Source organism: Marinobacter sp. BW6 (assembly GCF_008107725.1).
GTDB lineage: Bacteria > Pseudomonadota > Gammaproteobacteria > Pseudomonadales > Oleiphilaceae > Marinobacter.
This window is the reverse complement of record NZ_VIRN01000064.1, coordinates 429,894-456,328: the sequence shown is the minus strand read 5'-3', so window position 1 is coordinate 456,328 and position 26,435 is coordinate 429,894. Positions and strand designations below refer to the sequence as shown.

The 26,435-nt window shown below is 57.1% G+C and carries 28 protein-coding genes; 10 read left to right on the top strand and 18 right to left on the bottom strand.

Translation table 11 applies throughout. The annotated features are described in order from the left end of the window. Positions 1–2: 2 nt before the first annotated feature. Together FMN52_RS10670 and FMN52_RS10665 are read left to right on the top strand one after the other, a co-directional pair. Complete coding sequence (locus FMN52_RS10670; RefSeq protein ID WP_148608606.1) at positions 3–2,033, top strand: ATP-binding protein; 2,031 nt, start codon at positions 3–5, stop codon at positions 2,031–2,033. Positions 2,034–2,051: 18 nt separating this feature from the next. Beyond that, a complete protein-coding gene (locus FMN52_RS10665) occupies positions 2,052–3,359 on the top strand; it encodes a DUF3422 domain-containing protein (RefSeq protein ID WP_148608605.1) in 1,308 nt (435 codons plus the stop codon). 4 nt (positions 3,360–3,363) lie between these two features. On the opposite strand, the gene FMN52_RS10660 is transcribed toward FMN52_RS10665, so the two are convergent. Beyond that, a complete protein-coding gene (locus FMN52_RS10660; protein ID WP_148608604.1) occupies positions 3,364–4,149 on the bottom strand; it encodes an ATP-binding protein in 786 nt (261 codons plus the stop codon). Between the two features lie 83 nt (positions 4,150–4,232). Here FMN52_RS10660 and FMN52_RS10655 point away from each other — a divergent pair, with 83 nt between their 5' ends. The 3 genes from FMN52_RS10655 (at position 4,233) to cysK (ending at position 8,674) form a co-directional block, all read left to right on the top strand. After that, on the top strand, positions 4,233–4,676 hold the full coding sequence (locus FMN52_RS10655; RefSeq protein WP_088826677.1) for a methylglyoxal synthase: 444 nt from the start codon (positions 4,233–4,235) through the stop codon (positions 4,674–4,676). 109 nt (positions 4,677–4,785) lie between these two features. Next, positions 4,786–7,659, top strand: coding sequence for a transporter substrate-binding domain-containing protein (locus tag FMN52_RS10650; RefSeq protein ID WP_240339463.1), 2,874 nt, complete (start codon positions 4,786–4,788; stop codon positions 7,657–7,659). A 43-nt stretch (positions 7,660–7,702) separates the two neighbouring features. Further along, the gene (gene cysK / locus FMN52_RS10645) at positions 7,703–8,674 is read left to right on the top strand and encodes a cysteine synthase A (RefSeq protein ID WP_148608603.1); all 972 of its coding nucleotides are present in this window, start codon (positions 7,703–7,705) and stop codon (positions 8,672–8,674) included. 39 nt (positions 8,675–8,713) lie between these two features. On the opposite strand, the gene FMN52_RS10640 is transcribed toward cysK, so the two are convergent. From FMN52_RS10640 to FMN52_RS10615, 6 genes are all read right to left on the bottom strand, one after another. Then, entirely contained in the window at positions 8,714–9,292 is a 579-nt protein-coding gene (locus FMN52_RS10640) for a porin family protein (RefSeq protein ID WP_148608602.1), read from the bottom strand. 166 nt (positions 9,293–9,458) lie between these two features. Next, entirely contained in the window at positions 9,459–9,971 is a 513-nt protein-coding gene (locus tag FMN52_RS10635; RefSeq protein WP_240339462.1) for a hypothetical protein, read from the bottom strand. Positions 9,972–9,973: 2 nt separating this feature from the next. Further along, positions 9,974–10,297, bottom strand: coding sequence for a hypothetical protein (locus FMN52_RS10630; protein WP_148608600.1), 324 nt, complete (start codon positions 10,295–10,297; stop codon positions 9,974–9,976). A gap of 139 nt (positions 10,298–10,436) precedes the next feature. Then, entirely contained in the window at positions 10,437–11,765 is a 1,329-nt protein-coding gene (locus FMN52_RS10625) for a glycerophosphodiester phosphodiesterase family protein (protein ID WP_148608599.1), read from the bottom strand. A 93-nt stretch (positions 11,766–11,858) separates the two neighbouring features. After that, positions 11,859–12,116 (bottom strand): DUF465 domain-containing protein, encoded by a 258-nt coding sequence (locus tag FMN52_RS10620; RefSeq protein ID WP_064229650.1) that lies wholly within the window; start codon positions 12,114–12,116, stop codon positions 11,859–11,861. Positions 12,117–12,237: 121 nt separating this feature from the next. Further along, positions 12,238–12,687: a DUF4124 domain-containing protein gene (locus tag FMN52_RS10615; RefSeq protein ID WP_240339459.1), complete on the bottom strand. Its 450-nt coding sequence runs from the start codon at positions 12,685–12,687 to the stop codon at positions 12,238–12,240. Between the two features lie 470 nt (positions 12,688–13,157). Between FMN52_RS10615 and FMN52_RS10610 the strand changes: the two genes are divergently transcribed. The 3 genes from FMN52_RS10610 to FMN52_RS10600 all read left to right on the top strand — a co-directional run bounded on the left by FMN52_RS10610 (position 13,158) and on the right by FMN52_RS10600 (position 14,582). Then, positions 13,158–13,634, top strand: coding sequence for a hypothetical protein (locus FMN52_RS10610; RefSeq protein ID WP_148608598.1), 477 nt, complete (start codon positions 13,158–13,160; stop codon positions 13,632–13,634). Between the two features lie 237 nt (positions 13,635–13,871). Beyond that, on the top strand, positions 13,872–14,132 hold the full coding sequence (locus tag FMN52_RS10605; RefSeq protein ID WP_088558750.1) for an acyl-CoA-binding protein: 261 nt from the start codon (positions 13,872–13,874) through the stop codon (positions 14,130–14,132). A 132-nt stretch (positions 14,133–14,264) separates the two neighbouring features. After that, complete coding sequence (locus FMN52_RS10600; protein ID WP_148608597.1) at positions 14,265–14,582, top strand: site-specific integrase; 318 nt, start codon at positions 14,265–14,267, stop codon at positions 14,580–14,582. Positions 14,583–14,590: 8 nt separating this feature from the next. Here the strand turns inward: FMN52_RS10600 and FMN52_RS10595 are convergent, their stop codons facing one another. Beyond that, positions 14,591–15,010 (bottom strand): hypothetical protein, encoded by a 420-nt coding sequence (locus tag FMN52_RS10595; RefSeq protein ID WP_346341309.1) that lies wholly within the window; start codon positions 15,008–15,010, stop codon positions 14,591–14,593. Positions 15,011–15,160: 150 nt separating this feature from the next. After that, positions 15,161–15,676, bottom strand: coding sequence for a transcription elongation factor GreB (gene greB / locus FMN52_RS10590; protein WP_148608595.1), 516 nt, complete (start codon positions 15,674–15,676; stop codon positions 15,161–15,163). A gap of 301 nt (positions 15,677–15,977) precedes the next feature. On the opposite strand from greB, the gene FMN52_RS10585 reads away from it, so the two are divergent. Beyond that, complete coding sequence (locus FMN52_RS10585) at positions 15,978–16,259, top strand: hypothetical protein (RefSeq protein ID WP_148608594.1); 282 nt, start codon at positions 15,978–15,980, stop codon at positions 16,257–16,259. On the opposite strand, the gene FMN52_RS10580 is transcribed toward FMN52_RS10585, so the two are convergent. From FMN52_RS10580 to ftsY, 8 genes are all read right to left on the bottom strand, one after another. Next, positions 16,253–17,743 (bottom strand): HAMP domain-containing sensor histidine kinase, encoded by a 1,491-nt coding sequence (locus FMN52_RS10580; RefSeq protein ID WP_148608593.1) that lies wholly within the window; start codon positions 17,741–17,743, stop codon positions 16,253–16,255. The two genes, FMN52_RS10585 and FMN52_RS10580, sit on opposite strands and share 7 nt — an antisense overlap. Next, the gene (locus FMN52_RS10575) at positions 17,730–18,410 is read right to left on the bottom strand and encodes a response regulator transcription factor (protein WP_008175694.1); all 681 of its coding nucleotides are present in this window, start codon (positions 18,408–18,410) and stop codon (positions 17,730–17,732) included. Before FMN52_RS10575 ends, FMN52_RS10580 begins: the two co-directional genes overlap by 14 nt. A gap of 103 nt (positions 18,411–18,513) precedes the next feature. Then, positions 18,514–19,293, bottom strand: coding sequence for a hydroxypyruvate isomerase (gene hyi, locus FMN52_RS10570; RefSeq protein WP_148608592.1), 780 nt, complete (start codon positions 19,291–19,293; stop codon positions 18,514–18,516). A 7-nt stretch (positions 19,294–19,300) separates the two neighbouring features. Further along, the gene (locus tag FMN52_RS10565) at positions 19,301–20,212 is read right to left on the bottom strand and encodes an NAD(P)-dependent oxidoreductase (RefSeq protein ID WP_148608591.1); all 912 of its coding nucleotides are present in this window, start codon (positions 20,210–20,212) and stop codon (positions 19,301–19,303) included. A gap of 133 nt (positions 20,213–20,345) precedes the next feature. Further along, a complete protein-coding gene (gene rpoH / locus FMN52_RS10560; protein ID WP_148608590.1) occupies positions 20,346–21,206 on the bottom strand; it encodes an RNA polymerase sigma factor RpoH in 861 nt (286 codons plus the stop codon). Positions 21,207–21,398: 192 nt separating this feature from the next. Continuing rightward, positions 21,399–22,406 carry a permease-like cell division protein FtsX gene (gene ftsX, locus FMN52_RS10555; protein ID WP_148608589.1) on the bottom strand — a complete coding sequence of 336 codons (1,008 nt, stop codon included), beginning with the start codon at positions 22,404–22,406 and terminating at the stop codon, positions 21,399–21,401. Continuing rightward, the gene (ftsE, locus tag FMN52_RS10550) at positions 22,396–23,088 is read right to left on the bottom strand and encodes a cell division ATP-binding protein FtsE (protein WP_148608588.1); all 693 of its coding nucleotides are present in this window, start codon (positions 23,086–23,088) and stop codon (positions 22,396–22,398) included. The genes ftsX and ftsE overlap by 11 nt, the downstream gene beginning before the upstream one ends. A gap of 29 nt (positions 23,089–23,117) precedes the next feature. Continuing rightward, entirely contained in the window at positions 23,118–24,311 is a 1,194-nt protein-coding gene (gene ftsY / locus FMN52_RS10545; protein ID WP_148608587.1) for a signal recognition particle-docking protein FtsY, read from the bottom strand. A 161-nt stretch (positions 24,312–24,472) separates the two neighbouring features. On the opposite strand from ftsY, the gene rsmD reads away from it, so the two are divergent. After that, on the top strand, positions 24,473–25,135 hold the full coding sequence (gene rsmD / locus FMN52_RS10540) for a 16S rRNA (guanine(966)-N(2))-methyltransferase RsmD (protein ID WP_148608586.1): 663 nt from the start codon (positions 24,473–24,475) through the stop codon (positions 25,133–25,135). Between the two features lie 59 nt (positions 25,136–25,194). Here rsmD and FMN52_RS10535 read toward each other — a convergent pair whose 3' ends face one another. Further along, entirely contained in the window at positions 25,195–26,373 is a 1,179-nt protein-coding gene (locus FMN52_RS10535) for a fatty acid desaturase (protein WP_148608585.1), read from the bottom strand. Between the last annotated feature and the right edge of the window lie 62 nt (positions 26,374–26,435).

The following is a 26,435-nucleotide window of genomic DNA, read 5'->3' as shown; positions in this document are numbered from 1 at the left end:
TCTTGAACCTCAAGCGCCAGCTTTTCGTTGCCAGCCTGCTGATGCTGCTGATTCCCTGGGCAGGCCTGCAGTTTGTCCTGGAGCTGGACGATGCCCTCCGACAACAGGCCCGGCAGCAACTGCAGGCCCAGGCCGTGAGACTGGCCGAGACTGCCGGCGATCAGATCCTCGGCACCCCGGTTGTCAGGGCAGGTGAACCAGCCATCTACGTTGAACCGCTGACCGGCAACCTGAACCTGGATGGTTATGGCGACGACTGGCCGGGGTATGATGAGGAAAACCAGGCAAGAAACTGGCAAGGCCAAACCAGCATCGAAGCCGGAGAACCTTTCCTCCAGTGGCAGGCGGTCACCGACCGACGGAACCTGTATCTGCTGATTCGTGTGAACCAACGACAACCCGTGTTCTTCAACCCGGGCAATCCGGATCAGCCCTATGACCGGCTCAGACTTTGGCTGGAGGCGGCTCCCGGCAGCCTTGCGCCCGAAGCCATCCGCAAATCCTGGCTGCTGCGCACCCCGGCTCCGGGCCAACTTTATGGCCTGGAAGAGTCCAGCCTGCAGCCAGACTACCGCATCTCCGGCTTTTTGCAGGGCACCGGCGAGGGTTGGCAACTGGAAGTGAAACTGCCCATGCCTGCCGACCGTAGCCGCCTCGGCTTCGCAGCATTATGGAGCCAGGACCAGACAACAGGTGTCTCCACGCCGCTCGACCCGTTGCCGGTTCTGGTCAGTCGCAACCTCGCCCTTGAACGTCAGCTGGAACCACAACTGAACCAGGGCCAGCGGGTCCGCCTGGTTGAACCGGCCGGCTGGGTGATCGCACGACAGCAGTCTGGCCCGACCACGACCGCGCCCGAGTTCGATAGCCTCAGCCCGTTACAGGTGGTCGAGCAGATCAGCCTCAATGCGCTCCGGGGTCTGGTCCGCCTCTACCAACCAGAGCCCACCTCAATCGAAACCGGCTCCAACCGTGTTGCAGTTGAAGCGCTCCCGGAATCGGATCTGGTCCGTCACGAAGATGACAGCGTCTGGTTGCTAGCCACCCGGCAGGTATTCGGTGGGCGCACGCTGATTCTGGAGCAGTCACTGGACCAGCTTCTGACCCTGTCCGGCTCTGCCCTCGGCTCGGTCATTGCCCGCAGCACCCTGATTATTGTCGCGCTTACCCTGGTTCTGCTTGGCTATGCCAGCTGGCTCTCCTGGCGGATCACACGGCTGCAGCGCGCTGTGAGCGCCAGCATTGACGAAGACGGTCGGATCACCGGCAGGGTGCCAGGTGCCCGAAGCAAAGATGAATTGGGTCAGTTGCAGCGGCACTTCAGCCTCATGGTGGACCGCCTACACGGCTACAACCGCTACCTGGAAAGTTTCTCCAGGCGACTCTCCCACGAGCTGAAGACACCTGTCGCTGTGGTTCGTTCCTCGCTGGAAAATCTCAGCCATAGCGACTCGGAAGAAGAACGCAGGCAATACATAGAACGGGCCGCCTCTGCCACCGAACGCCTCCGCCAGATACTCCACGGTATGAGCGAGGCCGCACGACTTGAGCAAAGCCTGGACCATGCAGATAAGGAAACGTTTGATCTGGCGGAAGTGGCCGCCGAAGCCACAGCCGCCTACCAGGCCCTCGATAGCAGCCACCAGATCCGTTACTCAGGACCGGATGCGGGCTGTGCGATTACCGGTTCTCCGGAGCTGATGGTGCAGCTGCTCGATAAACTGGTGGACAACGCACGGGATTTCACACCGCAGGATGGGTTGATTGAGGTAGGGCTAACAACCACGCCAGAGAGCCTGTGCCTGTCGGTTTTCAACCAGGGATCAACACTACCGGAAGACGCCTCAACCGACATCTTCAGCCCGTTTGTCTCTATGCGGGACGGACAGGAGCAAGGCCATCTTGGGCAGGGTTTGCTGATCGTCAGCCTGATTGCCGACTACCATGGTGCCCGGGTGGAAGCCCGGAACCACACCCAAGGTGGCATTGACGGCGTATGCTTCCGGGTTATTATCCCAGCCATCCATTCTTGAAAACAGGAACTGCCTGCCGTGAGCGCACGCCTGGACTCCCTCGACATTCATCCGCTTCGTAACGATCTCTACAACGAGCTGCATTCACGGCCGTTTCAGGTCCTGCCGACACCGGCGCGGGTCACCCAGATGGCGGTTCTGACCACACCGGAGCAACGGGCACAGCAGTTCCGGCACCTGCAGGAACTGCACCGGCTGATGGGACACCCGGTGCCGGAAAAAGAGGTGGGCTGTTTTGAGCACACCTTTGGTTCGCTCCGGGTGCGACGCGAGATGCACATGGAATTCGCGTCTTACACCTTTATCAATCTGGACGCGAGCGATGAAACACCCTTTTCCGAGACCGGTATCACCCCGCTACCCGAAGGCTGGCTGGAGCAACTGACTGGAACCGTAATCGCGGCATTCCACCTCGAAGTTCAGCCCGCCGCTGACGGAACCGAGGGCGATCTGGACTATGTGCGCAAGCACTTCGAAGGCATGCGACTGGTTGGCAGTAGCCCGCAGGAGGGGGCCGCCCGGGTATGGGGCACCTTCCGACTGCACAGCGATGGCTTTGGCCGCTTCATGGTGATGAACCACCACATGTCAGACAGCCAACTGGGCCGACTGGCCCAGCGACTGATGGAGATCGAAACCTATCGCCTGATGTCACTGCTGGCGCTACCGGTTGCCCGGGAAATCACCCCGTCCCTGAACGATATGGACGAAAAACTGGCGGTGATCACCCGGTCGCTGGCTGAAAACGAGGATGTGGACGAAGAAAAGCTTCTGGCCCAGCTGACCAACATTGCAGCCCGCATCGAAGCCTTCCGGGCCCATTCCACTTTCCGCTTCTCCGCCACCCGGGCCTATCACCAGCTGGTACTGACCCGCCTGGAAGAACTGCGGGAAGACGAACTCTCAGGCCACCTGACTCTGACCGAGTTCATGACCCGCCGACTGACACCGGCGGTGAAAACCTGCGAAGCCGTGAGCGAACGGCTGGAAGACTTGTCACGCCGTATAGACCGGGCGTCGGACATGATGCGCACCCGGGTGGAACTGGCCATTCAGAGCCAGAACCAGCAACTGCTCAGTTCCATGGACCGGCGCTCCAAGATTCAGCTGATGATGCAGCACACCGTGGAAGGCTTCTCCGTGGTAGCCATCACCTACTATCTGATCGGTCTACTCAAGTTCGGGCTGGATTCGATTTACGAAGCCGGTTTCGCCTTCAACAAGACCCTGGTTCTGGGCATCGCGATTCCTGTCGTAATGGCCCTGGTATTCCTGGGAGTTCGGGTGGTACACCACCACTTCATCAAGATGGCGAAGCGGCAGTAGCCGCCTAGCTGCCCGGCTCCCTGGCTCCGGCAAACTGCCGGTAAAACTGCTGCGCCGTGCGACCGTTGCGCACACCTTTGGCGGTGGCGAAGCGAATCGCCTCCCTGTGCAGGCTGTCGCGATCATCAACGTCTGGAAACAGCGCGTCTACCGCCTGCAGGTATACCTCCTGCGAGAAGGCATAAAATGACAGTTGCAGGCCAAACCGGTCCGCCAGGGAAACCTGCTCCTCAATGGCTTCGGCCGGATGCAGTTCCCCGTCGCGCATCTCGCTCTTTAGATTATCGGACATGAACTCCGGCATCAGGTGGCGGCGGTTGGAGGTGGCGTAAACCCGCACGTTCTCGGGCGGTAGTTCCAGGGAGCCCTCAAGCACGCTTTTCAGTGCCTTGTAACCGGACTCCCCAACATCGAATGACAGGTCGTCGCAGAAAATAACGAACCGGAACGGCAGATCGCAGATGTCATCGACAATTTCCGGCAAGTTCACCAGGTCGTCCTTGTCCACCTCAATCATCCGAAGCCCGCGCTCCTGGTACCGATTCAGCAGCGCCTTGATCAGGGACGACTTGCCCGTGCCTCTGGAGCCCCAGAGCAAGGCGTTATTGGAAGGCTCACCGGCAAGAAAGCGCTCGGTATTGCGGGCCAGGGCCTGTTGCTGTCGGGCGATACCGGTCAGATCCTGCCATTGAACCGGATCGAGCCGGCGGATGGGCCGGAGCCCCGAGCGATGTCGACGCCAGACAGCGGCTGGCGTGGATTGCCAGTCAAAGGATGCAGTTTCGGACATAAACCTCTTTCCTATTCCGAACCGGGCCAGCCTGTGAAACACTGGCCCTGAAAAAACCATGACAACAGGAGACTTTACCCCAAATGGCCGTAAAATCCGTCGCTTTGGTGGCACACGACAACAAGAAAAAAGAACTGGTGGACTGGGTTGCCGAAAACCGCACCCGTTTTGCCCCACTGAAACTCTACGCCACCGGCACCACCGGCCGGCTGCTCCGGGACAACCTGGAGCGGGATGACATCCATTGCCTGCTCAGCGGTCCTTTGGGTGGTGACCAGCAAATCGGCGCCAAAATTGCCGAAGGCGAAATCGACCTGCTGGTGTTCTTCTGGGATCCCCTGGAACCGCAACCCCATGATCCGGATATCAAGGCATTGCTGCGTATTGCCGCTCTCTGGAACATTCCCGTGGCCTGCAACCGGGCAACCGCGGAATTCATTCTGACCTCAGCTTATATGACCGACGATCAGCATCATCCAAAAAAGCCCGACTTCTCCGATTACACCGGCCGCTCGGTCAGCGCCTGATTAATGTGAAATCACGTCGGTTACAGCTACACTAAAGACGAAGCTGTAAAGGATCGCCGGCCTGCCGATGGACACTCGCGCTACTAACAAAAAAACCCGATGCCGGAGCGTGGCCGCGACAATTCTCTGGGCACTCTGCCTTTTGCTGGCATCCCCACTGGCAGTGTCCGAACAGCCGGATGATACCGTTACCGTCGGGATCGTGGGCGACAACAAACCCTACTCTTTCGATGATGGCCCAGGCGCCTCCGGTTTTTCTGTTGATATTCTCCGGGAGGTGGCACGACAGACCGATCTGGATTTCCGATTCCGGGCTGGCAGCTGGCCGGAAATCTACGATGCGTTCCTGCGAGGTGAGCTGGATGTCATCGATGGCATCTCGTTCAGTGCCGAACGCGCGGAAAACATACTGTTCACGGAGCCCTATCACCTCCGCCAGACCTATCTGATGCACAATACCCAGACGCCACTGGGAAAAATCAGCACCCTATCGGATCTCAGGGACCTTCGCGTGGGCGTGGTTCGCGACGTGTACTACCGCGAAGCACTGGTCGCGCAAGGGATGCCCCTGACAAGCTATGATTCCCTCCACAGCCTCATTCGCGCTCTGGCGTTCGGCTGGGTCGATGTCATTATTGGCCCGAGGCTGACGCTTCAATACTATGCCAACAAGGCTGGCTTCGGTTTCCTTGAAATTGCCGGAACCGCGCCCCTGGGAGACCTTGCTACCGAGGATCTTCGCATAGGCGTTCTGAAAGCCAACGACGATCTGTACCAGAAAATCGCCTCTGGTCTGGAGAGTATCCCGGACGAACGAATCGGCGAACTGCTTCAACGTTGGCGAGAACTGGGCGGTGACAGCCTTTCCAGTGATGCCAGCTTTTCCCTGACTCCGGATCAACGTGAGTTTATCGCTGAAACCGGCCCTGTTCGCGTTGGTTTGATGCGGGATTACGCCCCCTACAGCTTTGAAAGCGCCACCCGGATTCACGGGTTGAGCGTTGACGTGCTTGGCCGGATATCGGACCTGACCGGATTACAGCTAATCCCTGTCGAGGGCCAGTGGATAGAACTCCTCCCGCTGTTCCGGGACGGTGAAATTGATGTGCTGGCCAATATGTCCTTCCGGCCCGAACGTCAGGGTTTTACCCGCTTTACCCAGCCGTACCACACCATCCCCAACGTCGCTTTTACGCGAGACCCGGCCTTAAGAATCGAGAGTCTGGAGGATTTGAAAAACCTGCGCGTTGCCCTGGGTTCCGGCATTTATTACGAGGAACAAGTCAGCGACGTGCTCGGTGACAATGCCCGGATATTCACAACCCAGGACGCCATGTTCCAGGCCCTGGCCAGAGACGCAGTGGATGTTGTGCTCGCTGCGTTGCCCAACGGCAACTTCTGGATCCGGGAGATGGGTATCCCGGGCGTCAGAATCGCGGGCGAGCTGGTTATCGAAGGCCAGACCGGGGAAGACCTTCGGTTCGGTGTCAGACCCGGCCTGGCACCTTTGGCCACCATCCTCGATCAGGCCCTGTCGGCAATCACCCCTGAAGAGATGCACACCATCGAGAACCGCTGGCTCGGAGCAAGCGTTGACCTGGAAATTCAGGAAACCGGTGAGGTAACCCTGAACGCCGTTGAGCTGGCCTGGCTTGAGGCCCGAAACAATCAAATCAATACCTGTATCGATCCACAATGGTTTCCTCTTGAGGGGTTGGACACCGAGGGTAAACACGTCGGTTTATCAGCGGAAGTGGTCCGTCTATTTTCGAAAAGGTCTCCGGTTCAGTTCGAGCTAGTCCAAACAGACACCTGGACGGAATCCATCCACAGCATCAAAGAAGGCCGGTGCGACATTTTCACCATGGCGATGAAAACGCCAGAGCGGCTGGAATTCCTGAACTTTACCGAACCCTATCTCGAAGTGCCGACGGTTGTGCTTGGCCGGATTTCAGCGCCCTTCATAGAGCGAGTCGGCGACTTGCGCGGGCAGAGAATCGGCGTTGTCGAGGACTATGCCTTCGCAGAACTTCTGCAAAGCCGCTATCCCTCGTTCAATCTGATCGAAGTCGCCAACGAGCGGACAGGCCTTCGCCAACTGCAAAACGATGAGCTGGACGGCTATATTACAACCCTGGCAACAGCCAGCTATTACATGCAGGAGCTCGGCCTTGCCGATATAAAAGTCATCGGCCGCATTCCCGCCGACTGGTCGCTTTCGGTAGCAACGCGCAAAGATGAGCCCATTGTTCTGGGCATCATGCAGAAGCTGGTATCCAGCCTTACCGCAGAAGAGCGGAAAAATCTCGAACGGCAATGGCGCAATATCCGGCTGAAGCAGTCGATGGATTACACCCTGTTCTGGGAGTTGGCCATTGCGGCGATACTGATTACCGCCCTCCTGTTCTATTGGAACCGGAAGCTCAATCGCCTCAACAGAGACCTGACCAACGCCAACGAAACGCTCGCACGGCTGAGCGTGACAGATGATCTGACCAAACTGGGCAACCGGAGCTACTTTGACCAGGAGTTTCGCAAGAGTTTTCAGTGGTGCCAACGGCACCATTCAGGCTTTGCCGTCGCCATGGTGGACGCCGACCATTTCAAGATGATCAACGATAGCTATGGCCATGAAGCAGGAGACGTCTGCCTGAAAACACTCGCCGACCTGATGCGTGAGCACTTCCGACGCGAAACTGACAGGCTTTCCCGTTTTGGTGGCGAGGAGTTTGTGATTTTTGCCAGCTACGAGGACAGCAGTGAAATCAAGAACAGGCTGGAAAGCTTCCGTCGGGCTGTCGAAGACAGCTGCTCGGTATGCGGCGAGAACAAAATCAATATAACCATCAGCATCGGCCTTGCCACAGGCACGCCAGGCCCCGACGACTCACCCGCAGAATTTCTCAGGCAGGCAGACCAGGCTCTCTATCAGGCAAAACAGAACGGCCGTAATCGGCTGGAAGCACGTTCGGTGGGTTCCTGAGTGGTGCTAGACTGGGTAAAAACAATGGAATAAGGAGAACCCCATGGCACGTATTTACGAGGACAATTCCCTGTCCATAGGCAACACCCCGCTGGTAAAACTGAACCGTGTTAATGACGGCGCCACCATCTGGGCCAAGATTGAAGGCCGAAACCCGGCCTATTCCGTCAAATGCCGGATTGGTTCAGCCATGATCTGGGATGGCGAAAAACGCGGCACCCTGAAGCCTGGCATGACCATTGTCGAGCCCACCAGCGGCAATACCGGTATTGCACTGGCCTACGTGGCCGCCGCCCGGGGCTATAAACTGATTCTGACCATGCCTGCTTCGATGAGCCTGGAGCGCCGCAAGGTGCTGAAAGCCCTGGGAGCGGAACTGGTGCTAACGGAGCCAGCCAAAGGCATGCCTGGCGCCATTGCCAAAGCGGAAGAGATTTACACGTCCGATCCCGACAATTATTTCCTGCCCCAGCAGTTCCAGAACCCGGCCAATCCCCGTATCCACGAGGACACCACCGGCCCTGAAATCTGGGACGATACCGACGGTGAAGTCGATATCTTCGTGGCAGGCGTAGGGACCGGCGGCACGTTAACCGGCGTTTCCCGCTACATCAAAGGCACCAAGGGCAAACAGATCGCCACTATTGCCGTCGAACCCGCCGACTCCCCGGTGATCACCCAGGTGATGAACGGAGAAGATCCCAAGCCATCGCCCCACAAGATTCAGGGCATCGGTGCGGGCTTCGTGCCTAAAAACCTGGATATGGAAATGGTCGATCAGGTGGAGACCGTCACCAACGAAGACGCCATGGACATGGCCCACCGGCTGATGCAGGAAGAGGGCATTCTCTGCGGCATTTCCTGTGGCGCGGCCGTAGTGGCTGCGGTGCGGATCAGCAAGCAGCCGGAATACCAGGGCAAGAACATTGTGGTGGTGCTTCCCGATACGGCGGAACGGTACCTTTCCTCGGCACTGTTCGCCGACCGGTTTGGTGAACAGGAAAACGTTCAGTAAACCCGAAAAGGCGCAGCCTTACGCTGCGCCTTGCTCCTGTCAAAACTGGTATTTCAGGCCGACCCGACCGGTATCGAACTCCGGCCCACTGTTCGTTACCTGGCCGTTGAAATCCTCTTTATCAATGTCGACGTTGTAGCGATTGTATTCCGCGAATGCCGTCAACTGGGGCGTTACCCGGAAATCCACACCGGCACCCACGAAGGGCGACACCTCATCATAGGTTTCACTCTCATTGAACGCATCCACATCGAAAGCGGAAGCAAAGGCACCCGCTTTACCGTACACGCCGAAGCTGTCAGTGAGTGGCAGGCGGCCTACGGCGCCCAGGCCAAAGCCTTTCAGCTTGCCTTCAACGTCATCCTCGCCAAAGTTGCCAAAATCAATGTACTCCGCCTCCAGGGCGAAAAACGAATTGAACTGATAACCCAGGGCGACACCTAGCAGATCATTCTCATCTTCGAACTCCCCACCATGGGACTTGTAGCCACCGTAGCTGCCGCTAATGTAGGGGCCTGACTGGTCTCGCGCCACGCTGTCCTGAGCCATGGCGGCAGGAACTGTGAAAACAGAGGCGGTAAAAAGTGCAGCACTGGTAAAACGGATAGCGGAATTCATAGGGCGTTCCTCCTAATGAGTTCAAATGTCCTTTCATTCCATGGCAATCGAAAGCTGCCTCTCAATTACCTGAACTCACCCTACAAGAAATGATCGCCCAACCGGGTTAAAACAGAACTAAGATCTGGTAATCCGAAATTAACTTTTCAAAAACAATGACTTCGAATTAGAGAGTGGATCCGGGACCTGAAGAGGTTGTCTCATCGGGATCAGCAACGTCAGTGGCTCCGGGCGCATCAGGTTCTGTGGATTCCGCCTGTTTCATCAGCACCATGCCCCCCTCCAAAAGCAATGCTTTGAGCCGGGGATCTTTCTGCTCTGCGATACCCACCGCGAAGGCCATCAAAGCCGCTTCCATGGGGTTTTCTTTGATCAGATTGCGAACGGCATCGATACCTGAGCTTGCCTGGCCATCTTCTGCCTCTCGACGTTTCTTGGCGGCAACCGGGCGTGTCAGGCGCTGGAACACCAGCGCGAGCAAAAGCAGACAAACGAAACCTGCCAACGCCATGGCACCGGCCTCGCCGAGCCATGGGGATAGCGCGAGAACCGCTGCCTGAATAAGCAGATAAAACCCGGAGAGTAGCAGGGCGGTGAGCAAGACCATCGCCAACACCAGGCCGATGACCGCAGCGGCAGCCTTACGCACCGCACCCTGTATCTGAGCGGAATCAAGCATGATCAGCGGTCAAGCATCTTGCCCACCAGAATGCCCGCCAAAAACATGATGATGATACTGAGGAACGGCCGCTCCTCAATCTTGCTCTCAACATCGTGAAACGCTTTATCGCCGGCATCCTTGGCACGGTGCAGGGCCTCATCGCCCCTTTGCCTGACCTGATCGAGAGCCTCACGACTCTCCCTACGGATTTCATCACGCAGACTGCTGATGTTGCTTTTCTGGCTTTCCGATACCGTACGGGTCAGCTTTGCCAGATCCTCGCGCAGTTCCTGAAGATCACGCTTGACCTGGTTATAGTCGTCCTGAGTAGATTTAGCTTCCATGTTCTGCCTCCTTAAACAATATATTTACTGCTAATTTGGCGCTTCCAGTATAAGAACAAGCCCCCGCCCGTGATTGATATTGGCGGAGGCTCTTTCAGAGTAGCACATGAAATTCAGGCACGAGTTACCAGCCTTTAGCTCACCGGCTCGCCTTCGAAGGGCCTCCCGCCAGCCCCATGCAATTGGCGTAAAACGTGGTGGTGGCCGGCCAGTCCGAGAAGATACCGATCACACCGACTTCACCGGCCAGAACATCGATCACGTGAAATATATCGCCGTCATTGTTAATGGCATCGGTCACTGTCTGGTAATACCAGCCACCGCCATTCTCCAGTGGACCGCTGCGCTCAACCGTCCACGCGATAAGGTCCAGACCGGCGGTGCGGGCATTCTCCGCGTACTCCGACGGAACAATCTCACCGTAGCTGTCGAGCGTCAGCATTTTCCAGAGGGCCGGCGCCAGAATATTCACGCCCTGTGCCTTAAGACTCTCCATGTAAGCCAATGACGTGTTTTTCGATGTGGGCGCTGACTGATCAAGGAAAACTGCCTGCCGGCCAAACCGGGGCACCTCATTCACCCAGAACAGCACATCCTCCAGATTGAACGACTGGGGCCACACATTCCCCGGCTCAACTCCGGCATCAATGTAATCCTGGATCATCTGGCGAGCATAATCCTGCTGGCTGTAGTCACCCTCAAACGGCATATCCACCACCGGCGATTTCAGCTCCGGGGTGAACTTTACCCCCAGCGCCTTGAACAGCTCGATGCTTTCCTTATGGGTCATCAGCGTACCCCGGCTGGCATAAAGATCGGTGCGCCAGTCGGCTGTACCAGCCAAATACTCCTCCGGGGTGGTTGCCATGGGGTTGTAGGCATCCATCTTGCCCTTCAGGGACTTGAACTCGGCCAAGGTAATATCACTGGTGCGACACTCCGCCTTGGCCGGAGTACCGGAAGCGGGATCGGCCGGGACAAATGGCTGGGTACACTTGGCGTTCAGCTCGGGCACCGCAACAATGTTGGTGGTTGTGTGCAAGTCGTTCTGGGCGTGCCGGCACACCAGCTTACGGTCCTTGGTAAAGGCCACATCGCATTCAACAATGCCCGCGCCCATCTGCGCGGCGGCAACGTAGGACTCCAGAGTGTGCTCGGGAAACTGCAGAGGGGCGCCACGGTGGCCTATGGAGAAATTCGAACGCTTGAGATGGCGGGTAGTGCAGGACTGCAGGCGCTCCTTCAGCGGGCTCTCATCCATGTTCTCAACCAGCCAGAACGGCCGCGGCCCGAGTTGGATAGGCTGCTTTCCGCCAGCGCGGTTATGCCAGGATTGAGAAGGAACATCCTTCCACTCATCCAGACCGGGTGGAACCCAGGATTCATGATGAGACTTACCCGGCGCAGCTTGCGCCGTTGAGAAGGCAACTGTGCAGAGCAACAGGCCCAGGATCGTGCGTAGCTTCATAACCAGCTCCTTGTGAAATGAATGATACTGCATCATCAGTGTTCACAAGGAGGGTTACGACGGAACGACGTTTTTGTGACGAGGGCGTGATGCTCAGCCGGCCGTTGAGGCTTCGTATTCACGAATCATCGCGAACAGCTGGTCCTTCAGGTTCAGTCGCTTCTTCTTGAGGGTTTCGAGGTATTCATCGGACGTGTTTTCAGCGCCCGTTTCAATGCGATGAACGGCATGGTCCGCCTCATGATATTCATCAAACAGCTTGGCGAAGTGATGGCTGTTGGTCTTCAGCAGATGAATGGCTTCTTTGGATTCCGGCAGTTCGTGAATCAGATCGTGTTTTTCCAGGGACATTCGCGCAGTCTCCGTGACTGTGGGGGATCAGATGTATTTGACTCATCCCAGTGTATGGCTCGCTGTCCTCGTCAGTCTTGATCCCCGTCAAGCGCCGGCAATGATCGAGTAAAGGTAGGCACTATCCTTTACCGCAGGTTTTCCGAACCTTGGCGCGAAACTCTTCGCGAATCTGAGCGTTCTCGGCCTCATTCACATAGACCTTCTCACCCTGATCGTTGAGGTTGTAAAAGGTCGAAACGCTAGCGAGAAATTTAAGACGCGCCCGAAGATTTTTGCACTGTTCAGCACGTTTCTCTGCTTTCTCCTCAGCCTTGGCATTCGCAACTTGCCGCGCCTCACGCTCCTCCTGCTGCTGCTCCAGGAACTCGGTCATTTTCTGGTGGCGTTGCCGAACATCCGCATCCACGCTGGCTGGAGCGGCCTTCACCGCGACTTCACTTGATGCCGCTTTAGCCGGTGGACGGTCTCCAAAGTGGGTCTGGCCGCTGGAATCGACCCATTTGTAGACGCCGGCATTTGCAGCAAGGGGAATAAGGCAAAGAGAAAACAAAACTATGAATGCTTTCAAGAGGACTTCCTTTTCAAACGATTGCTTCCCTGGTGCCTTTACGGGCGAAAGGCTCCTGATTCAGAACAAAACGTTATCACCGAGGCCCCCGAAAACACTATGAACTGTTCAACAAAGGCACCACTTGTGTGTGGGATGCAGGCGTTTGGACTACCCTGCCGTTATGGATAACGATAGAGTTATACGAATGCGTTCGCAAAGCTCCGGGGGGAGACCGGGGAATGACCGATAACCCTCTGATATAGAGCGGAAACGGCGCGGAAGCTCTAGAAGATATACGCCCCCACGAAACTGTCTCAGAGGCGAGTGGGCGTATTTCTCAGGCATTGAGGGCTGGAATCCGGTAGTTAAGCACATGACTCTATTGAACAAAATGTTTCCAATAGGGCCAACGCTGTGAATCTCCCAAATGCGTGATAGGCGAACACGTTCGTATAATTAGCTGTTAAAACGAAAATACAGGAGGTCATATGCAACGGATCGCATCGCAAATTACTCTGCTTTTTCTATCTTTGATCCCCAGTATTGCCCTTGCCGAGAACTCGGCTCCTGATGACTATCTCGCTAAAAAACCGCTGGTATTGGAGGTTCGGTACTGTGAGTGCTTGGCCACCAAAACCGATGGCGCACCCTCCGACCTGCTGCCAAGTTTTCTCAGGGAGTCCAGTCTCTTAAAGGTTAGTGTGTCGAGCAAGGATAATGGCTTTGCTTCTTCAAGAGAGTTGGCCATAGGTTACGAATTCAAGCCAGTTGCGGGCTCGCCCGACCAATTTCAATTCAACTATGCTGGCAATTACAGTACGAGTAATGGGAACAGGGCTGGCAATGGGGAGTTGCTTTTGGTTCAGGGTCAGTGGGTCAATCTTTTCGGCTCACAGCATGAGACCCAAGCTGGATCGCAACACAGCAACGTTGCGGTGCGGCTGGCTAAGCCCGGTGGTTCCTGATGGCAGGTTTTAACAAGTCGATTAAGTTCGTTCCGGCCGTTGGCCTCCACCGGACGTCCCTGTCGGGCCGCCGCTTATCTTCGCGTTGATCGTCCAAACATAGACCATCAATGCCTGATGGCATCCTATTCGCCTTCTTTAGAGCCCCTTAGCCAAAATCAGCCAATGACGCTCGAACAGCGGCTAGCTATACTCGCGCAACAAACAGGACCAAAGTAAAACCATACGGAGATCAACATGAGTGACCTGAAAACCCGCTTCGAAGAAGCCGTCAACTACATCCAGACTGCCGAGGGCGACTTCAAACCCTCGAACGAGATGAAACTGGAATTCTATGCGCTCTATAAGCAGGCTACTGAGGGCGATGTGTCCGGCAAGCGCCCGGGCATGATGGATTTTGTCGGTCGTGCCAAATTTGATGCCTGGGAGAAGGCCAAGGGCATGTCCAGCGATGAGGCCATGCAGAAGTACATCGACAAACTCGAAGCCCTTAAGTAATTGGTTTTCGGCCCAGACTCTGGTCGAAAAATGACCAGAGTCAATCTTCCTGAATAAAGCTTTGCGCTGGTAAATCGCTTGTCATAAGATGCGCGCAAAATAACAATACCAATTCATCAGGAAGAGTTATTTATGGACATCACCGAGGCGCTGGAACAATCCCAGCCAGGCCTTGTGGGCCGGGTCAAGGACGCAATCCACAAGCACAAGCTCAATCAACGCTCAGAGCAAACCTACCTGCACTGGATCACCCGATTTGTGCTGTTCAACGATCTGAAGGATCCGGACGCACTGGCCAATGAAGACCGCCAGCAATTCCTGGAGTACCTGAGAGATCGTATGAGCGTATCCAGGGCGCGGTTCAATCAGGCCAGCCAGGCCCTGACATTTTTCTATGAGGATGTACTGGGCAAGACGTCTGCCGAGAACAATGGCTGCGCCGCTGCCTGATACCTGTCTCAGCGCTCGTTCATATTGACGTTTAGAGCGTCGTAGGTGCGGTTCGCGGGTGGACGGATCACGTAGTTGTTGCTGTGGGTCTGCCCGGGAATGGACTTGGGGTTGCTGAACCGGAACTCCACCGGAATCTGGGAACGGCCAAGATCGGTTCGATTGTCGCCCGGGCGAAGCCCAAGCGGATCCAGGTAAAAGTCGTCCTCCACCCGGGGCTTCAGCGGAACACCTGCGGCCGGCGCCGACAAACCACCCTCGATTACCGTGTTGGCCAGGGTCTCCTCCTCCATGGAATTCAGGTGGATGGTATCGATGGTCGAGCGCTCCTCATACTGAAACGCACTGCCCTGAACGTTGCTCTGCGCAAACGCTCCGCCCGTAAAAACCGGAACCGCAAGCAGGCCCACCACCAGCGGTGTGCTCACCCTGCTCTGGACGTTCCTGGCCCTTCCACGCATACCCATGGCAATTACCCCGGCAGACTATCCTGTCTGCATACAGTTGTGACAAATTTTGATCAGTCTATCGACAAATCACACACGCTGCCCGGCCACTCGCCAATTTTGTGACATCATTCACTTGTCGTCGGCTGGTGCCTGATAGCGGATACCAACCACAAACACCGACTTCCAGCCCTCCGGGGTTCGAACGCCCACTTCATCGTCCAGGCGTTTGCCAATCAGGGCTCGGGCCAGCGGTGAATTGATGCTGAGATAGCCTTTGGTCAGATCAAACTCATCCGCACCTACCAGCCGATAGGTCTGTTCATCACCGTCCTCGTCTTCCACCGTCACCCAGGCACCGAAAAACACCTTGTTCCGGTCATCCGGCAAGCGGTCAACAACGGTCAGCTCTTCCAGGCGTTTACTCAGGAAACGAACCCGACGATCGATTTCCCGTAACTGCTTCTTGCCGTAGATGTACTCGGCATTCTCCGAGCGGTCGCCAAGAGCAGCGGCCTCACGGACGGCCTGGGTGACTTCCGGGCGCTTTACCTTCCACAGATACTGCAATTCATCACGCAAGGCACGTTCGCCTTCCGGAGTGATGTATTTCGGGCGCGGGCCGCCACTACCGGGAACCTGGGTCATTGGTTTCGCAACGTCCTCTGCCAGTTGGGAATCAGAAATCGGAAGGGCATAAAAAAACCCCGTAAAAACGGGGTAAGGCTAGCGCTGTGCTGGAGGGAGAAGCAAGCAACAAATCTGCAGGCTTCCAAAGCTACAGTTTCAATTATGCACATCCTTGATTACACCGGCGTGGCCGAGGAATTACCTTTTAGTCAGGGAAACTACGAGCGCTGGCCTTCGGAATTAGGTTGCAGACTCTAGGATCGAAGCATAGCTTAGGGAGATATTACTTCTTACAGATTCGTTTTTCGGAGAAACCAACATGAATACCCAAACGTTGCTGAACATCGCACTGAATGGCGTGGATGCCCTTGGCTATCGGCTGGACCAGTACGGAATCACCGGCAAGGTCAACCGTCACAACATCGCGGCTTTTCTGGCGGCAGAGCAGAGACACCTGGAAGGTGAATGGGACAGCATTCAGGTACGAGTAAACCGTCGCCGCTCCCAGGTTGAACGGATTACCCACGAGATCGAGTCCCGCAAAGACGCCCTGATCGGCCCGGTGCTGTCGAAGATCAACCGGTTCCGCGCCAGTCAGTGAGTATTTACGCCCGTGGACTGAGAGTCGGTTCGGGGTTCCCCGGTCGCTGACTCCGTCCGCTGTTCGGCCTGGGCCGCGCGAATTCGTTTGCGGGCTTCGGTAAAGGCGGGCATTTTCACAGCCACGGTCAGCCCCGGCGACTCTTCCCCGGGGTGAGTATCGCTCAGTATAATCCGTCCCTGGTGGATTTCCGCCACAGCACTTACCAGGCTGAGCCCCAAACCATTACCCGGTAGTGAACGACTCTTGCCAACCCGGTAAAAGCGCTGGAAAACCTGGTCTTTCTCGGCATCGGGAATACCGATACCACTATCCCGAACTTCAAAGACTGCCTCAGCACTCTCACGCCGAACGGCAACGCCGATGACTCCCTGCTCCGGCGTGTATTTGATCGCATTATCAATAAGATTGCTGACCATCTGAAACAGAAGGTCGCGGTCCCCCTCAATCATCACCCCGCTTTCCAGGGCCTGTTCAAACGACTGGTCTTTATCCTCGGCCAGCGCCTCGTAGAGCTCACAGGCATCAGTTACCAGCTCGTCCAGCGACACCGGTTTCATGTCTGCGGCATTGCCACGGGTTTCGAGCCGGGCGATGCGTAGCAGCGCATTAAAGGTAGCCAATAACTGGTCGGCTTCGGCCACGGCGCGGCCGGCCTGCTCTCTCGCCTCGTCGTTATCCACCGACATCAGGGTGTTTTCAAGCTGGTTGCGGAGTCGGGTCAGGGGCGTGCGCAAATCGTGGGCGATGCTGTCGGAAACGTGCCGGATGCCCTCCATCAGATACACAATCCTGTCCAGCATCTGGTTCAGGTTTTCCGCCAGCTGGTCGAAATCATCTTCGGTGCCACGGGTTGGTATCCGCAGGGACAGGTGGCCGTTCATGATCCGACGTGAGGTGTTGTTGATAACCTCGATACGCCGGGTCGTACTTCGGCTCATCAGGAAGCCACCAAGCAGCGCAAGCGCAAGGGTGATCCCCATACCCCAGTTGATCGCGGTTTCAATCACCCGCTTGAGGCTGGTGAGTTCGTCGACATCCCGCCCGACCAGCAGGCGCAAACCACCCTGAACCTCGAAGATTCGGGCACGGGCCAGGCGTTCTGGACCGCTCCAGCCCACGGATTCATTCAGGGTGAAATTGATCCAACCGCTCTCAGAACGGCTGCCTTCTGGCCAGGTTTCGATATTGCCAGCCAGTTTCAGGAAGTCGTCGGTGGCCAGCAGGTAAATGGATTTGGCGTTGGGGTCGCGGGCAACACGCTCACGGATGATGGTAATCAGGCCGTTTACGCCACGGCCACGATACTGCTCCGCCAGGCCGGCGATTTCCGCTTCAATGGTTTCGTCGGTCTGGGCGGTCATGAACCCCGCCGTACGCCAGTAGATAAAGGCCAGTAAGAGAAATACCGAGGTGGCAAACACCACCATGTACAGCAGGGCTAGCTGGAAGGACGAGGTCCTGAGCTGGCTAAGCAGTTTCACGTAACATGTACCCTGCACCCCGGATGGTCTGCAGTAAGGGTGTATCGAATTCCTTATCGATCTTGGCTCTCAGCCGGCTGATGTGCACGTCAATTACGTTGGTCTGGGGATCAAAATGATAATCCCATACTTTCTCCAACAGCATGGTGCGGGTCACCACCTGGCCGGCGTTGCGCATCAGGTATTCCAGCAAACGGAATTCCCGGGGCTGAACATCAATGTTCTGGCCAGCCCGCTTGACGGTGCGGGCCAACAGATCCATTTCCAGATCCGCCACCCTCAAAACCGTCTCGGTTTCCGCCGACTGGCGATTACGCCGTACCAGGGATTCGATACGCGCCAACAGCTCGGTGAATGAAAACGGCTTGGTAAGGTAATCGTCGCCGCCGCCGCGCAAGCCTTCGACACGGTCGTCTACATCACCCAGGGCGCTGAGAATCAGAACCGGCACCTGGTTTCCCGTGGCACGCACTGTCTTGATGATGGACAGACCGTCCATTCCCGGCAGCATTCGGTCTACAATCATGATGTCGTAATCTTCACTGGCCGCCATCATCATGCCTTCCTTGCCATCGGCTGCGTGATCGACCACGAAGTCGGATTCCTTCAGCCCTTTGACAAGATAATTTGCAACGTCCTGATCGTCTTCGATTACCAGCGCTTTCACCGGCTCTCCTCCCGATAGCGGATTACATTAACCACAAGGGTACGAATAAGTTGGCAACCCGGCCAGTTACGATCTTGTAAGAGGGTGTCGCCAATGGCGACGGTCAGACTTTCCTCGGAAACCAGTCCAGACTGTCACCGGTGGCCCCGGTGGGCCGATATTCCGCGCTCACCCAGCCGTCATAACCCATGGCGTCGATAGCTGCAAAAACATTCGAAAAGTTAATCTCCCCGGTACCCGGCTGGTGTCGTCCGGGGTTGTCGGCAAACTGGATATGGCCAATCCAGGGCAGCAGGCATTCCATCGAACGTACCAGGTCCCCTTCCATGATCTGCATATGGTAAAGGTCGTATTGCAGGCGCGCGTTGTCTGCATCCACCTCCTCAATCAACGCGAGCACCTTGCCGGTGGTATCCAGAACGAAACCGGGCATGTCCACCCGTGAGTTAATGGCTTCCAGGCAAAGTGTGATGCCCTCCTCCGACAGCCTTGCCGCAGCCCAGGAAACATTATCCACGAGCGTTTGCCAGGCAACGTCATCTGCGACGCTCTCCGGCTTCAGCCCTGCCAGGCAGTTCAACTGCCGGCAGCCCAGAGCTTTGGCATAGTCAATTGCCTGATGAACCCCAGCCTGGAACTCCTCAACCCGATCCGGCAGGCAAGCGATCCCCCTCTCACCGGCGTCCCAGTCGCCGGGCGGCAGATTGAACAGCACCTGGGTCAGCTGGTTGTCACTCAACATCTGACTGAGCAGGTCTTTGGGATAGGCGTAAGGGAACAGGTATTCCACTCCCTCAAAGCCGGCGGCACGGGCCATGGCAAAGCGCTCGGGAAAGTCCACTTCCGTGAACAGCATGGACAGGTTGGCAGCAAAACGGGGCATGGCGTGGTTACTCCTTCGGGCCGCGGCCAAGAGAGCCAAGCAGGGCACCGTTCAGATGCTCCAGCTCCAGCAGCAGGCCACTGTGGTCGACATCACTGTGACCATTGGCCACCAGCGACAGGTATTCATTGTGAGTCTGCTGGGCCAGGGGCAGGGTTAACCCTTCTGCGCGGGCCTCATCCAGAATCATCCGCATGTCCTTAAGCTGAATCCGCGCCGGCGCGCCGGGTGCGAAATCCCGGTCGATCATGCGCTGGCCATGCAATTCCAGAATCCGGCTACCGGCAAACCCACCCAGCAACGCCTCCCGCACGGCCGCAAGATCCGCACCGCCTTTCGCCGCAAGCAACAGCGCTTCCGACACAGCACCAATAGTGATTCCAACAATAGCCTGATTGGCCAACTTCGCCAGTTGCCCGGCGCCAACAGGACCGATCCGCGTGCACTTGCCGAGCGCCTCGAACACCGGTCGGGCACGATGCACATCCGTTTCCGAACCGCCAGCCATGATACTCAGGCGAGCTTCTGCCGCGCCCACCGTGCCACCGGACACCGGCGCATCGACATAGCCAGCACCCCGCTCCGCAGCCAGCTGACCATGGCGACGGGCTGAAGAAGGCTGAATCGAGCTCATATCAATCACCAGCGCCCCCGGTTTCAGAGCATCAATCACGCCCTGAGCCACCAACACCTGCTCCACCACATCGCTGTTCTCCAGCATGGTGATCACCACATCGGCATCGGAAACCGCCTCTGCCGGGGATTCGGCAATGGCTGCCTCCGATGAAAAGGGCTCGCACTTGCTGGACGTGCGATTCCACAGCGTCATTGGAAAACCCGCGTTCAGGAGGTTACGGGTCATGGGCGCACCCATCAGGCCGATGCCAAGAAATGCGATATGAGGGAGTTTATTGGTCATTTTTCACGCCTTAACACCAGAAGTAAGAGAAGAAAATTGGGAGGCTTGGTTTTCGATTATACAAACAAAAACGCCACCAACCGTAACCGGTGGTGGCGTTCTTAAGGGCCTTGTCGCAGAGCTAGCCGACCAATCAGGCCGCCTCGGACATCTGCACGCGAATCTTTTTCATCGCATTCTTCTCAAGCTGCCGGATACGCTCGGCCGAGACGCCGTACCTGTCGGCCAACTCGTGCAAGGTCGACTTACTTTCAGACAACCAGCGCTCCCGGAGAATATCCTGGCTGCGCTCATCCAACTGCCCCAGAGCCTGCATCAGCCGACCATTGGAGTCGTCGGACCAGTCAGCATTTTCAAGCTGGGTCGCCGGGTTGCTGCGCGCGTCTTCCAGATAATACGCAGGTGCCTGATAGGCGTTGTCGTCGTCATCGTCTTGCGGACCGTCGAAGGCTGTGTCCTGGGAAGCCAGTCGGCCTTCCATTTCCCGCACAACCTTGGGCTCAACGCCCAGATCCTCGGCCACCGCGTTCAGCTCGTCATGGCTTAGCCAGGCAAGCTTCTTCTTCTGGCTGCGCAAATTAAAGAACAGCTTACGCTGGGCCTTGGTAGTGGCCACTTTCACAATCCGCCAGTTGCGCAGGATAAACTCGTGAATCTCTGCCTTGATCCAGTGAACCGCAAAGGAAACCAGACGCACACCGTATTCCGGATTAAAGCGTTTAACCGCTTTCATCAGGCCAACATTGCCTTCCTGGATCAGGTCGGCCTGTGCCAGACCATAACCCGAATAGCTCCGGGCAATGTGAATCACAAAGCGCAGGTGAGACATGACCAGATGACGGGCAGCTTCCACGTCGCCCTCATAATGCAACCTTTCGGCGAGGTCGCGCTCTTCATCCACTGTGAGCACCGGAATGCGGCTCGCAGCCTGAATGTAAGACTCGAGATTCTGACCCGGAACCAGTCTGTCAACCAGTTGTAAACTCGTACCCATGCTCTAACCTCCGAACCCAACGGCCCATAAATATACCAATTGCTACTTAGACCGCCAAGAACCCTGAAAGTTCCCGAAATCTCCAGTAAAACGTTTCAAATCAACTATCTGGAAATTCCACTGTGGCTTTACTGGCTCTAAACCTACTCCAATACAAGCTGTTTCTTCAATACGGTTTTCCCGCTATCCGGATCATCCTCCTCCGGCAATATCACCCGGCTCCATGTCATCCAGATGACGCTTCACCGCTACCCAGGCGCCTAGCCAGCCTAGCAGCATCGCGACAATTATCAACGCCAGGGCACCATCAAACTGCAGCCCGTCGAGGGAAAAGTCGCTTCGGTACAGGCCCGCCAGCCGCTCTATGGGCCCGCTGAGCCACCACAGTGACAACTGCAACAGAATCAGCGCCACCAGCCCACCACCGAGCCCAAACCAGGCGCCGGTGTACAGAAAAGGCCTGCGGACAAAACTGTCTGTTCCGCCCACCAGTTTCGCAACCAGAATTTCATCACGGCGGCTCTCAATCGAAAGGCGCACGGTATTTCCGATCACCAGTACAACCGCGGCCGCCAGCAGGATCGCCAGCGCACAGACGGCACGGGCCAACAGATCGGTCATGGCATTCAGGCGCTGCAACCAGCCCAGATCTACCTGAACTCTCTCGACGCCCTCCATACCGTCAATAAACCGGACGAGCCCTTCCACACCCTCAGTGGACCGCGCGCCTTCCTCCGGGGTAATCAGCAGGGTGTGCGGCAGCGGGTTGTCTTCGAGATAATCCAGGGCATCTTCCAGGCCCGATGAGGCCCGGAACTCCGCCAGGGCCTGAGCCCGATCAACCAGCTCAACGTCAGCCACCCGACCGTCTCCGGCAATGTCATTGCTCAGCACCCGTGCCCGCTCAAGCGGCACGTCCAGCTCGATGTAAGCGGTCACCCGGGCACTACTCTCCCAACCGGCGCTGACTCCCTGAAGGCTGGTTAGCAGTAACAACAGCGCCACTGGCAAGGCCAGGGCCACCCCCATCACCGTCCAGGTCATCAGACTGGCCACCGGCGTGCGCCAAAGACGACGAGCGCTATCCTCGGCAACCTTGCGGTGATGAGTGAAATAGCTTTCTGCCTGCTCACGCCAGGGCGAACGGGCCTTGTTGGCACCGCGGGCAGATTCTGACCTTTTGCGTGGATCAGCGGCCACTGGCACCTCCACCAATAACCGAGGTGCCGCCGGTAACCAGGCGGCCATGATCCAGCTTCAGCGTCCGCCGTCCCATCTCGTTAATCAGGGCGATATCGTGGGTTGCGATCAACACGGTCACGCCCACCTGGCTGAACTGTCCGAACAGATTCATGATGTCGGCAGACAGGGCCGGGTCCAGGTTACCTGTCGGCTCGTCCGCCAGCAGTACCGGCGGCTTGTTAACCACCGCCCTGGCAATACCGACTCGCTGCTGCTCCCCTCCGGAAAGCTGCATCGGGTTCATTTTTTCCTTCTGCAGCAGTCCCACCTTGTCCAGGGCAGCCCGGACACGCCGGCCCGTGTCTCTGGGAGACGCACCCATAACTTCCAGCGGCATGGCAACGTTGTCGAAAACGGTACGGTCGAACAACAGCTGGTGGTTCTGGAAGACCACGCCGATGTGGCGGCGAATGTAGGGGATCTGACGGCGGGGCAAGCGATTCAGAACCTGCCCACCTACCACGACCTCGCCGGCACTGGGGCGCTCCATCACCATGATCAGCTTCAGCAGGGTACTCTTGCCGGCACCGGAATGGCCGGTCAGAAACGCCAGCTCCCCACGCTCCAGGCCAAAATTGACCTGGCGAAGGGCGGTGTGATCACTGTCATAACGCTTGGTGACCTGACGAAACTCAATCATGGGCGGCTTCCGCGCGGTTATATTCCGGGCTACTCGTCAAACAGGGCGTCCACAAAGGTTTCGGCATCAAAGCTGCGCAGGTCGTCCACCTGCTCGCCAACACCAATAAACCGGATGGGCAACTGCAATTGACGGGCAATGGCAAACACGATACCGCCTTTGGCCGTGCCGTCCAGTTTCGTTAAGGTAATGCCGGTCACGCCGACGGCCTGCTGGAACACCTGGGCCTGGCTGAGAGCGTTCTGGCCCGTGCCTGCATCCAGCACCAACATAACTTCGTGCGGCGCGGATTCGTCCAGCTTCTTCATCACCCGGACGACCTTCTCCAGCTCCTGCATCAGGTTGTCCTTGTTCTGCAGTCGTCCGGCGGTATCGGCGATCACCACGTCGACGCCACGGGACTTGGCAGACTGAATGGCATCGAAAATGACCGAGGCGCTGTCGGCACCGGTGTGTTGGGCGACTACCGGCACGTTGTTGCGTTCACCCCAGACCTGCAACTGCTCGACCGCTGCCGCACGGAAGGTATCGCCAGCGGCCAGCATCACCGACTTTCCTTCGTTCTGGAATTTTTTGGTGAGCTTACCAATGGTGGTGGTCTTACCCACGCCATTTACACCCACCATCAGTATGACGTAAGGGACCTTGCCGGAGTCGATCTGCAGCGGCTTGGTCACGTCCTTCAGCAGACCATGCAGCTCATCCCTCAGGGCCTTGCGCAGGGCTTCCCCATCCTTGAGTTGATTACGCTCCAGCTTTTCGGTGAGCGAATCAATGATTTCGGAAGTGGCGGTGACGCCAACGTCTGCCATCAGCAGCGTGGTTTCGATTTCCTCCAGCAGGTCCTCATCAATTTTCTTGCCAAGCGAGAACATGTCGGACAAGCCACCGGTCAGGCTCGCCCGGGTTTTGCCCAACCCCTTTTTGATTCGCTCGAAAACGCTGACCTGAGGCTCAGGTTCCGGTGCTTTCTGCGGCTCTTCTGCGGGTTCAGGCTCTGGGGCCGGTTCCGGCTCAGCCACCGGCTCGGGTTGCGGCTCGACAGCGGCAGGCGCTTCGCTCTCGGCCTTATCCGGCGCAGGCGCAGGCCCCTTGGCAACTTCCGGCTTGCGCTGAGGTACCGGCTTCGGGCGCGGCGCACGGCTTCGGTTACCAGCGATATCCAGGACAAATACGAGCACAAGAAGGGCCAGAAGGCCGATTGAAATCCACTCTGCCGTCATAAAAGTCAATCCATCAGTCTGAATGGGCGGGACAAAGAAAGCGGACATTCTATCAGACTGTCCCGGTGAAGTGAGGGTCGCCCGGATTATCACGCCAGTCCCGGTTTCCGGTAAGATGCGCGCAGACACCCCGAACCCAGCACACTCCCGGAGCCGCGACTATGGCGCGCCGAAAAGCTGCAAGCCAGAGCCCTACAAAAAGAACGCCACCGAATCGCGGTACGGCTGCGACGCGCAACGACACGGGGACCGGTGAATTGCGAATCATCGGTGGCGACTGGCGCAGCCGGAAACTGCGATTTCCGGATGCCGGTGGCGTGCGACCAACCCCCGCCCGAACCCGGGAAACCCTGTTCAACTGGCTTGCCTTCCATCTTGCAGGCAACGACTGCCTGGACTTGTTCGCAGGCTCTGGCGCTCTAGGGCTGGAGGCGCTGTCCAGAGGTGCCGGACGGGCGACCCTGGTGGATCATACGCCTGCCCTGGCAAAGGCACTCCGGGACAACCTCAGGCTGTTGAAATCCAACAACGGGGACGTGGTGTGCTCAGACGTCGAGAGCTATCTTCGCCAGAGAACCCGACCGCCATTCGACATCGTATTCATGGATCCTCCGTTCCGTCAGGGATGGCTGGAGAAACTGTTTCCGTTACTGGAAGAGCAGGCCTGGATCAAACCCGGCGGATGGGTCTACGTGGAACACGAAAGCGAATTGCCAACCCCGGCCGTGCCTGCCTCATGGCGCCTGCACCGTCAGAAAAGCGCCGGACAAGTCACCTACTCTTTGTTCCGGGTAGCCCCTGGAACGGAACAACACACGCCCTAAAACGAAAAAGGGCCAGATGAAAGAATTCATCTGGCCCCGAATTCAGCAACCTGACTGACTCAGCCAGCAGGACGCAACGAGTATGCCCGGAGATGCTCGGCAAACTCTTCAAGATACCGGATGCCGCTGGCTTCCGCCTCTCGGCACCATTCCATCAGAGCATTCAGTTTATCCTGCGGTTTGAGCCCACGCTGACGCCAGAGCGCCTGCAGCTCGTGGCTCTTCTCGTAGATCTGGCGCAGCACCGCGTTACGCTCCAGCACAGACTCGAGAGTTTCCTTCTCCTTCGGGTGGATCAACGTAATTTCGCGTGACAGCAGCTGCTTGAGCTTCCGGTACCGTGGACGGATCTCATCGTCCATGAGCGACTTCTGCTGGCGCAGCACCGGCTCCATAACGCGCTTTCGGTACTGGCGCATGATATCGAACCGGTTATTGGCAATCGCCTGAACGGTCTCTACATCCACCTCAAGCTTGCCCGGTACATGGTGGGCAATGGGCCGGTAGCCCTTGGGCTTGGCCAGACCGAACAACTGGAACAGGCGGATGTAGCCCCAACCAACATCCACTTCGAACCAGCGACGGGACAGCTTGGAGGAGTTCGGGTAGGTGTGGTGATTGTTGTGCAGCTCTTCGCCGCCAATCAGAAGACCCAGCGGGCTGATGTTACGGGCATTATCAGCACACTCGTAGTTCCGATAACCCATCCAGTGACCAATGCCGTTAACCACACCGGCCGCCCACACCGGGATCCACATCATCTGTACCGCCCAGATCCAGATGCCATGAACGCCAAACAGAGCCAGGTTGATTACCGCCATCAACGCGATGCCCAGCATCTTATAGCGGCTGTAGACATTTCGCTCTACCCAGTCTTCCGGGGTCCTCTGGCCATAGCGTTCAAGCGTTTCCGGGGTGGCCGATTCAGCGTAAAGTTCGGCTCCCTGGAACAGAACCTTGCGAATACCCAACACCACCGGGCTGTGAGGATCTTCCTCGGTTTCACACTTGGCATGGTGTTTACGATGGATGGCCGTCCACTCCTTGGTGTTCTGGGCAGTGGTCAACCACAACCAGAAACGGAAGAAGTGTTTCAGAACCGGATGCAGATCCAGTGAGTTGTGCGCCGAATGGCGGTGAAGATAAAGCGTTACACTGACAATCGTGACGTGGGTCATTCCAAGTGTTACCAGAATGAGCTGCATCCACGACAGGTCAAGAAGACCATTAAACCACATAGAAAATCCTCAAAATCATTATCTTTGGCGCGAGGCCAACCCGCCAACTTTAGCGTACAGCT

What these genes read in the sequence shown, in the direction of transcription:
- FMN52_RS10565 (WP_148608591.1), bottom strand. Translation starts at nt 20,212, where the DNA reads ATGACCAATAAACTCCCTCATATCGCATTTCTTGGCATCGGCCTGATG.
- FMN52_RS10585 (WP_148608594.1), top strand. Translation starts at nt 15,978, where the DNA reads ATGAATACCCAAACGTTGCTGAACATCGCACTGAATGGCGTGGATGCC.
- FMN52_RS10535 (WP_148608585.1), bottom strand. Translation starts at nt 26,373, where the DNA reads ATGTGGTTTAATGGTCTTCTTGACCTGTCGTGGATGCAGCTCATTCTG.
- FMN52_RS10605 (WP_088558750.1), top strand. Translation starts at nt 13,872, where the DNA reads ATGAGTGACCTGAAAACCCGCTTCGAAGAAGCCGTCAACTACATCCAG.
- cysK (WP_148608603.1), top strand. Translation starts at nt 7,703, where the DNA reads ATGGCACGTATTTACGAGGACAATTCCCTGTCCATAGGCAACACCCCG.
- greB (WP_148608595.1), bottom strand. Translation starts at nt 15,676, where the DNA reads ATGACCCAGGTTCCCGGTAGTGGCGGCCCGCGCCCGAAATACATCACT.
- FMN52_RS10620 (WP_064229650.1), bottom strand. Translation starts at nt 12,116, where the DNA reads ATGTCCCTGGAAAAACACGATCTGATTCACGAACTGCCGGAATCCAAA.
- FMN52_RS10635 (WP_240339462.1), bottom strand. Translation starts at nt 9,971, where the DNA reads ATGCTTGATTCCGCTCAGATACAGGGTGCGGTGCGTAAGGCTGCCGCT.
- FMN52_RS10610 (WP_148608598.1), top strand. Translation starts at nt 13,158, where the DNA reads ATGCAACGGATCGCATCGCAAATTACTCTGCTTTTTCTATCTTTGATC.
- FMN52_RS10640 (WP_148608602.1), bottom strand. Translation starts at nt 9,292, where the DNA reads ATGAATTCCGCTATCCGTTTTACCAGTGCTGCACTTTTTACCGCCTCT.
- FMN52_RS10625 (WP_148608599.1), bottom strand. Translation starts at nt 11,765, where the DNA reads ATGAAGCTACGCACGATCCTGGGCCTGTTGCTCTGCACAGTTGCCTTC.
- FMN52_RS10600 (WP_148608597.1), top strand. Translation starts at nt 14,265, where the DNA reads ATGGACATCACCGAGGCGCTGGAACAATCCCAGCCAGGCCTTGTGGGC.
- ftsE (WP_148608588.1), bottom strand. Translation starts at nt 23,088, where the DNA reads ATGATTGAGTTTCGTCAGGTCACCAAGCGTTATGACAGTGATCACACC.
- hyi (WP_148608592.1), bottom strand. Translation starts at nt 19,293, where the DNA reads ATGCCCCGTTTTGCTGCCAACCTGTCCATGCTGTTCACGGAAGTGGAC.
- FMN52_RS10655 (WP_088826677.1), top strand. Translation starts at nt 4,233, where the DNA reads ATGGCCGTAAAATCCGTCGCTTTGGTGGCACACGACAACAAGAAAAAA.
- rsmD (WP_148608586.1), top strand. Translation starts at nt 24,473, where the DNA reads ATGGCGCGCCGAAAAGCTGCAAGCCAGAGCCCTACAAAAAGAACGCCA.
- FMN52_RS10630 (WP_148608600.1), bottom strand. Translation starts at nt 10,297, where the DNA reads ATGGAAGCTAAATCTACTCAGGACGACTATAACCAGGTCAAGCGTGAT.
- ftsY (WP_148608587.1), bottom strand. Translation starts at nt 24,311, where the DNA reads ATGACGGCAGAGTGGATTTCAATCGGCCTTCTGGCCCTTCTTGTGCTC.
- rpoH (WP_148608590.1), bottom strand. Translation starts at nt 21,206, where the DNA reads ATGGGTACGAGTTTACAACTGGTTGACAGACTGGTTCCGGGTCAGAAT.
- FMN52_RS10660 (WP_148608604.1), bottom strand. Translation starts at nt 4,149, where the DNA reads ATGTCCGAAACTGCATCCTTTGACTGGCAATCCACGCCAGCCGCTGTC.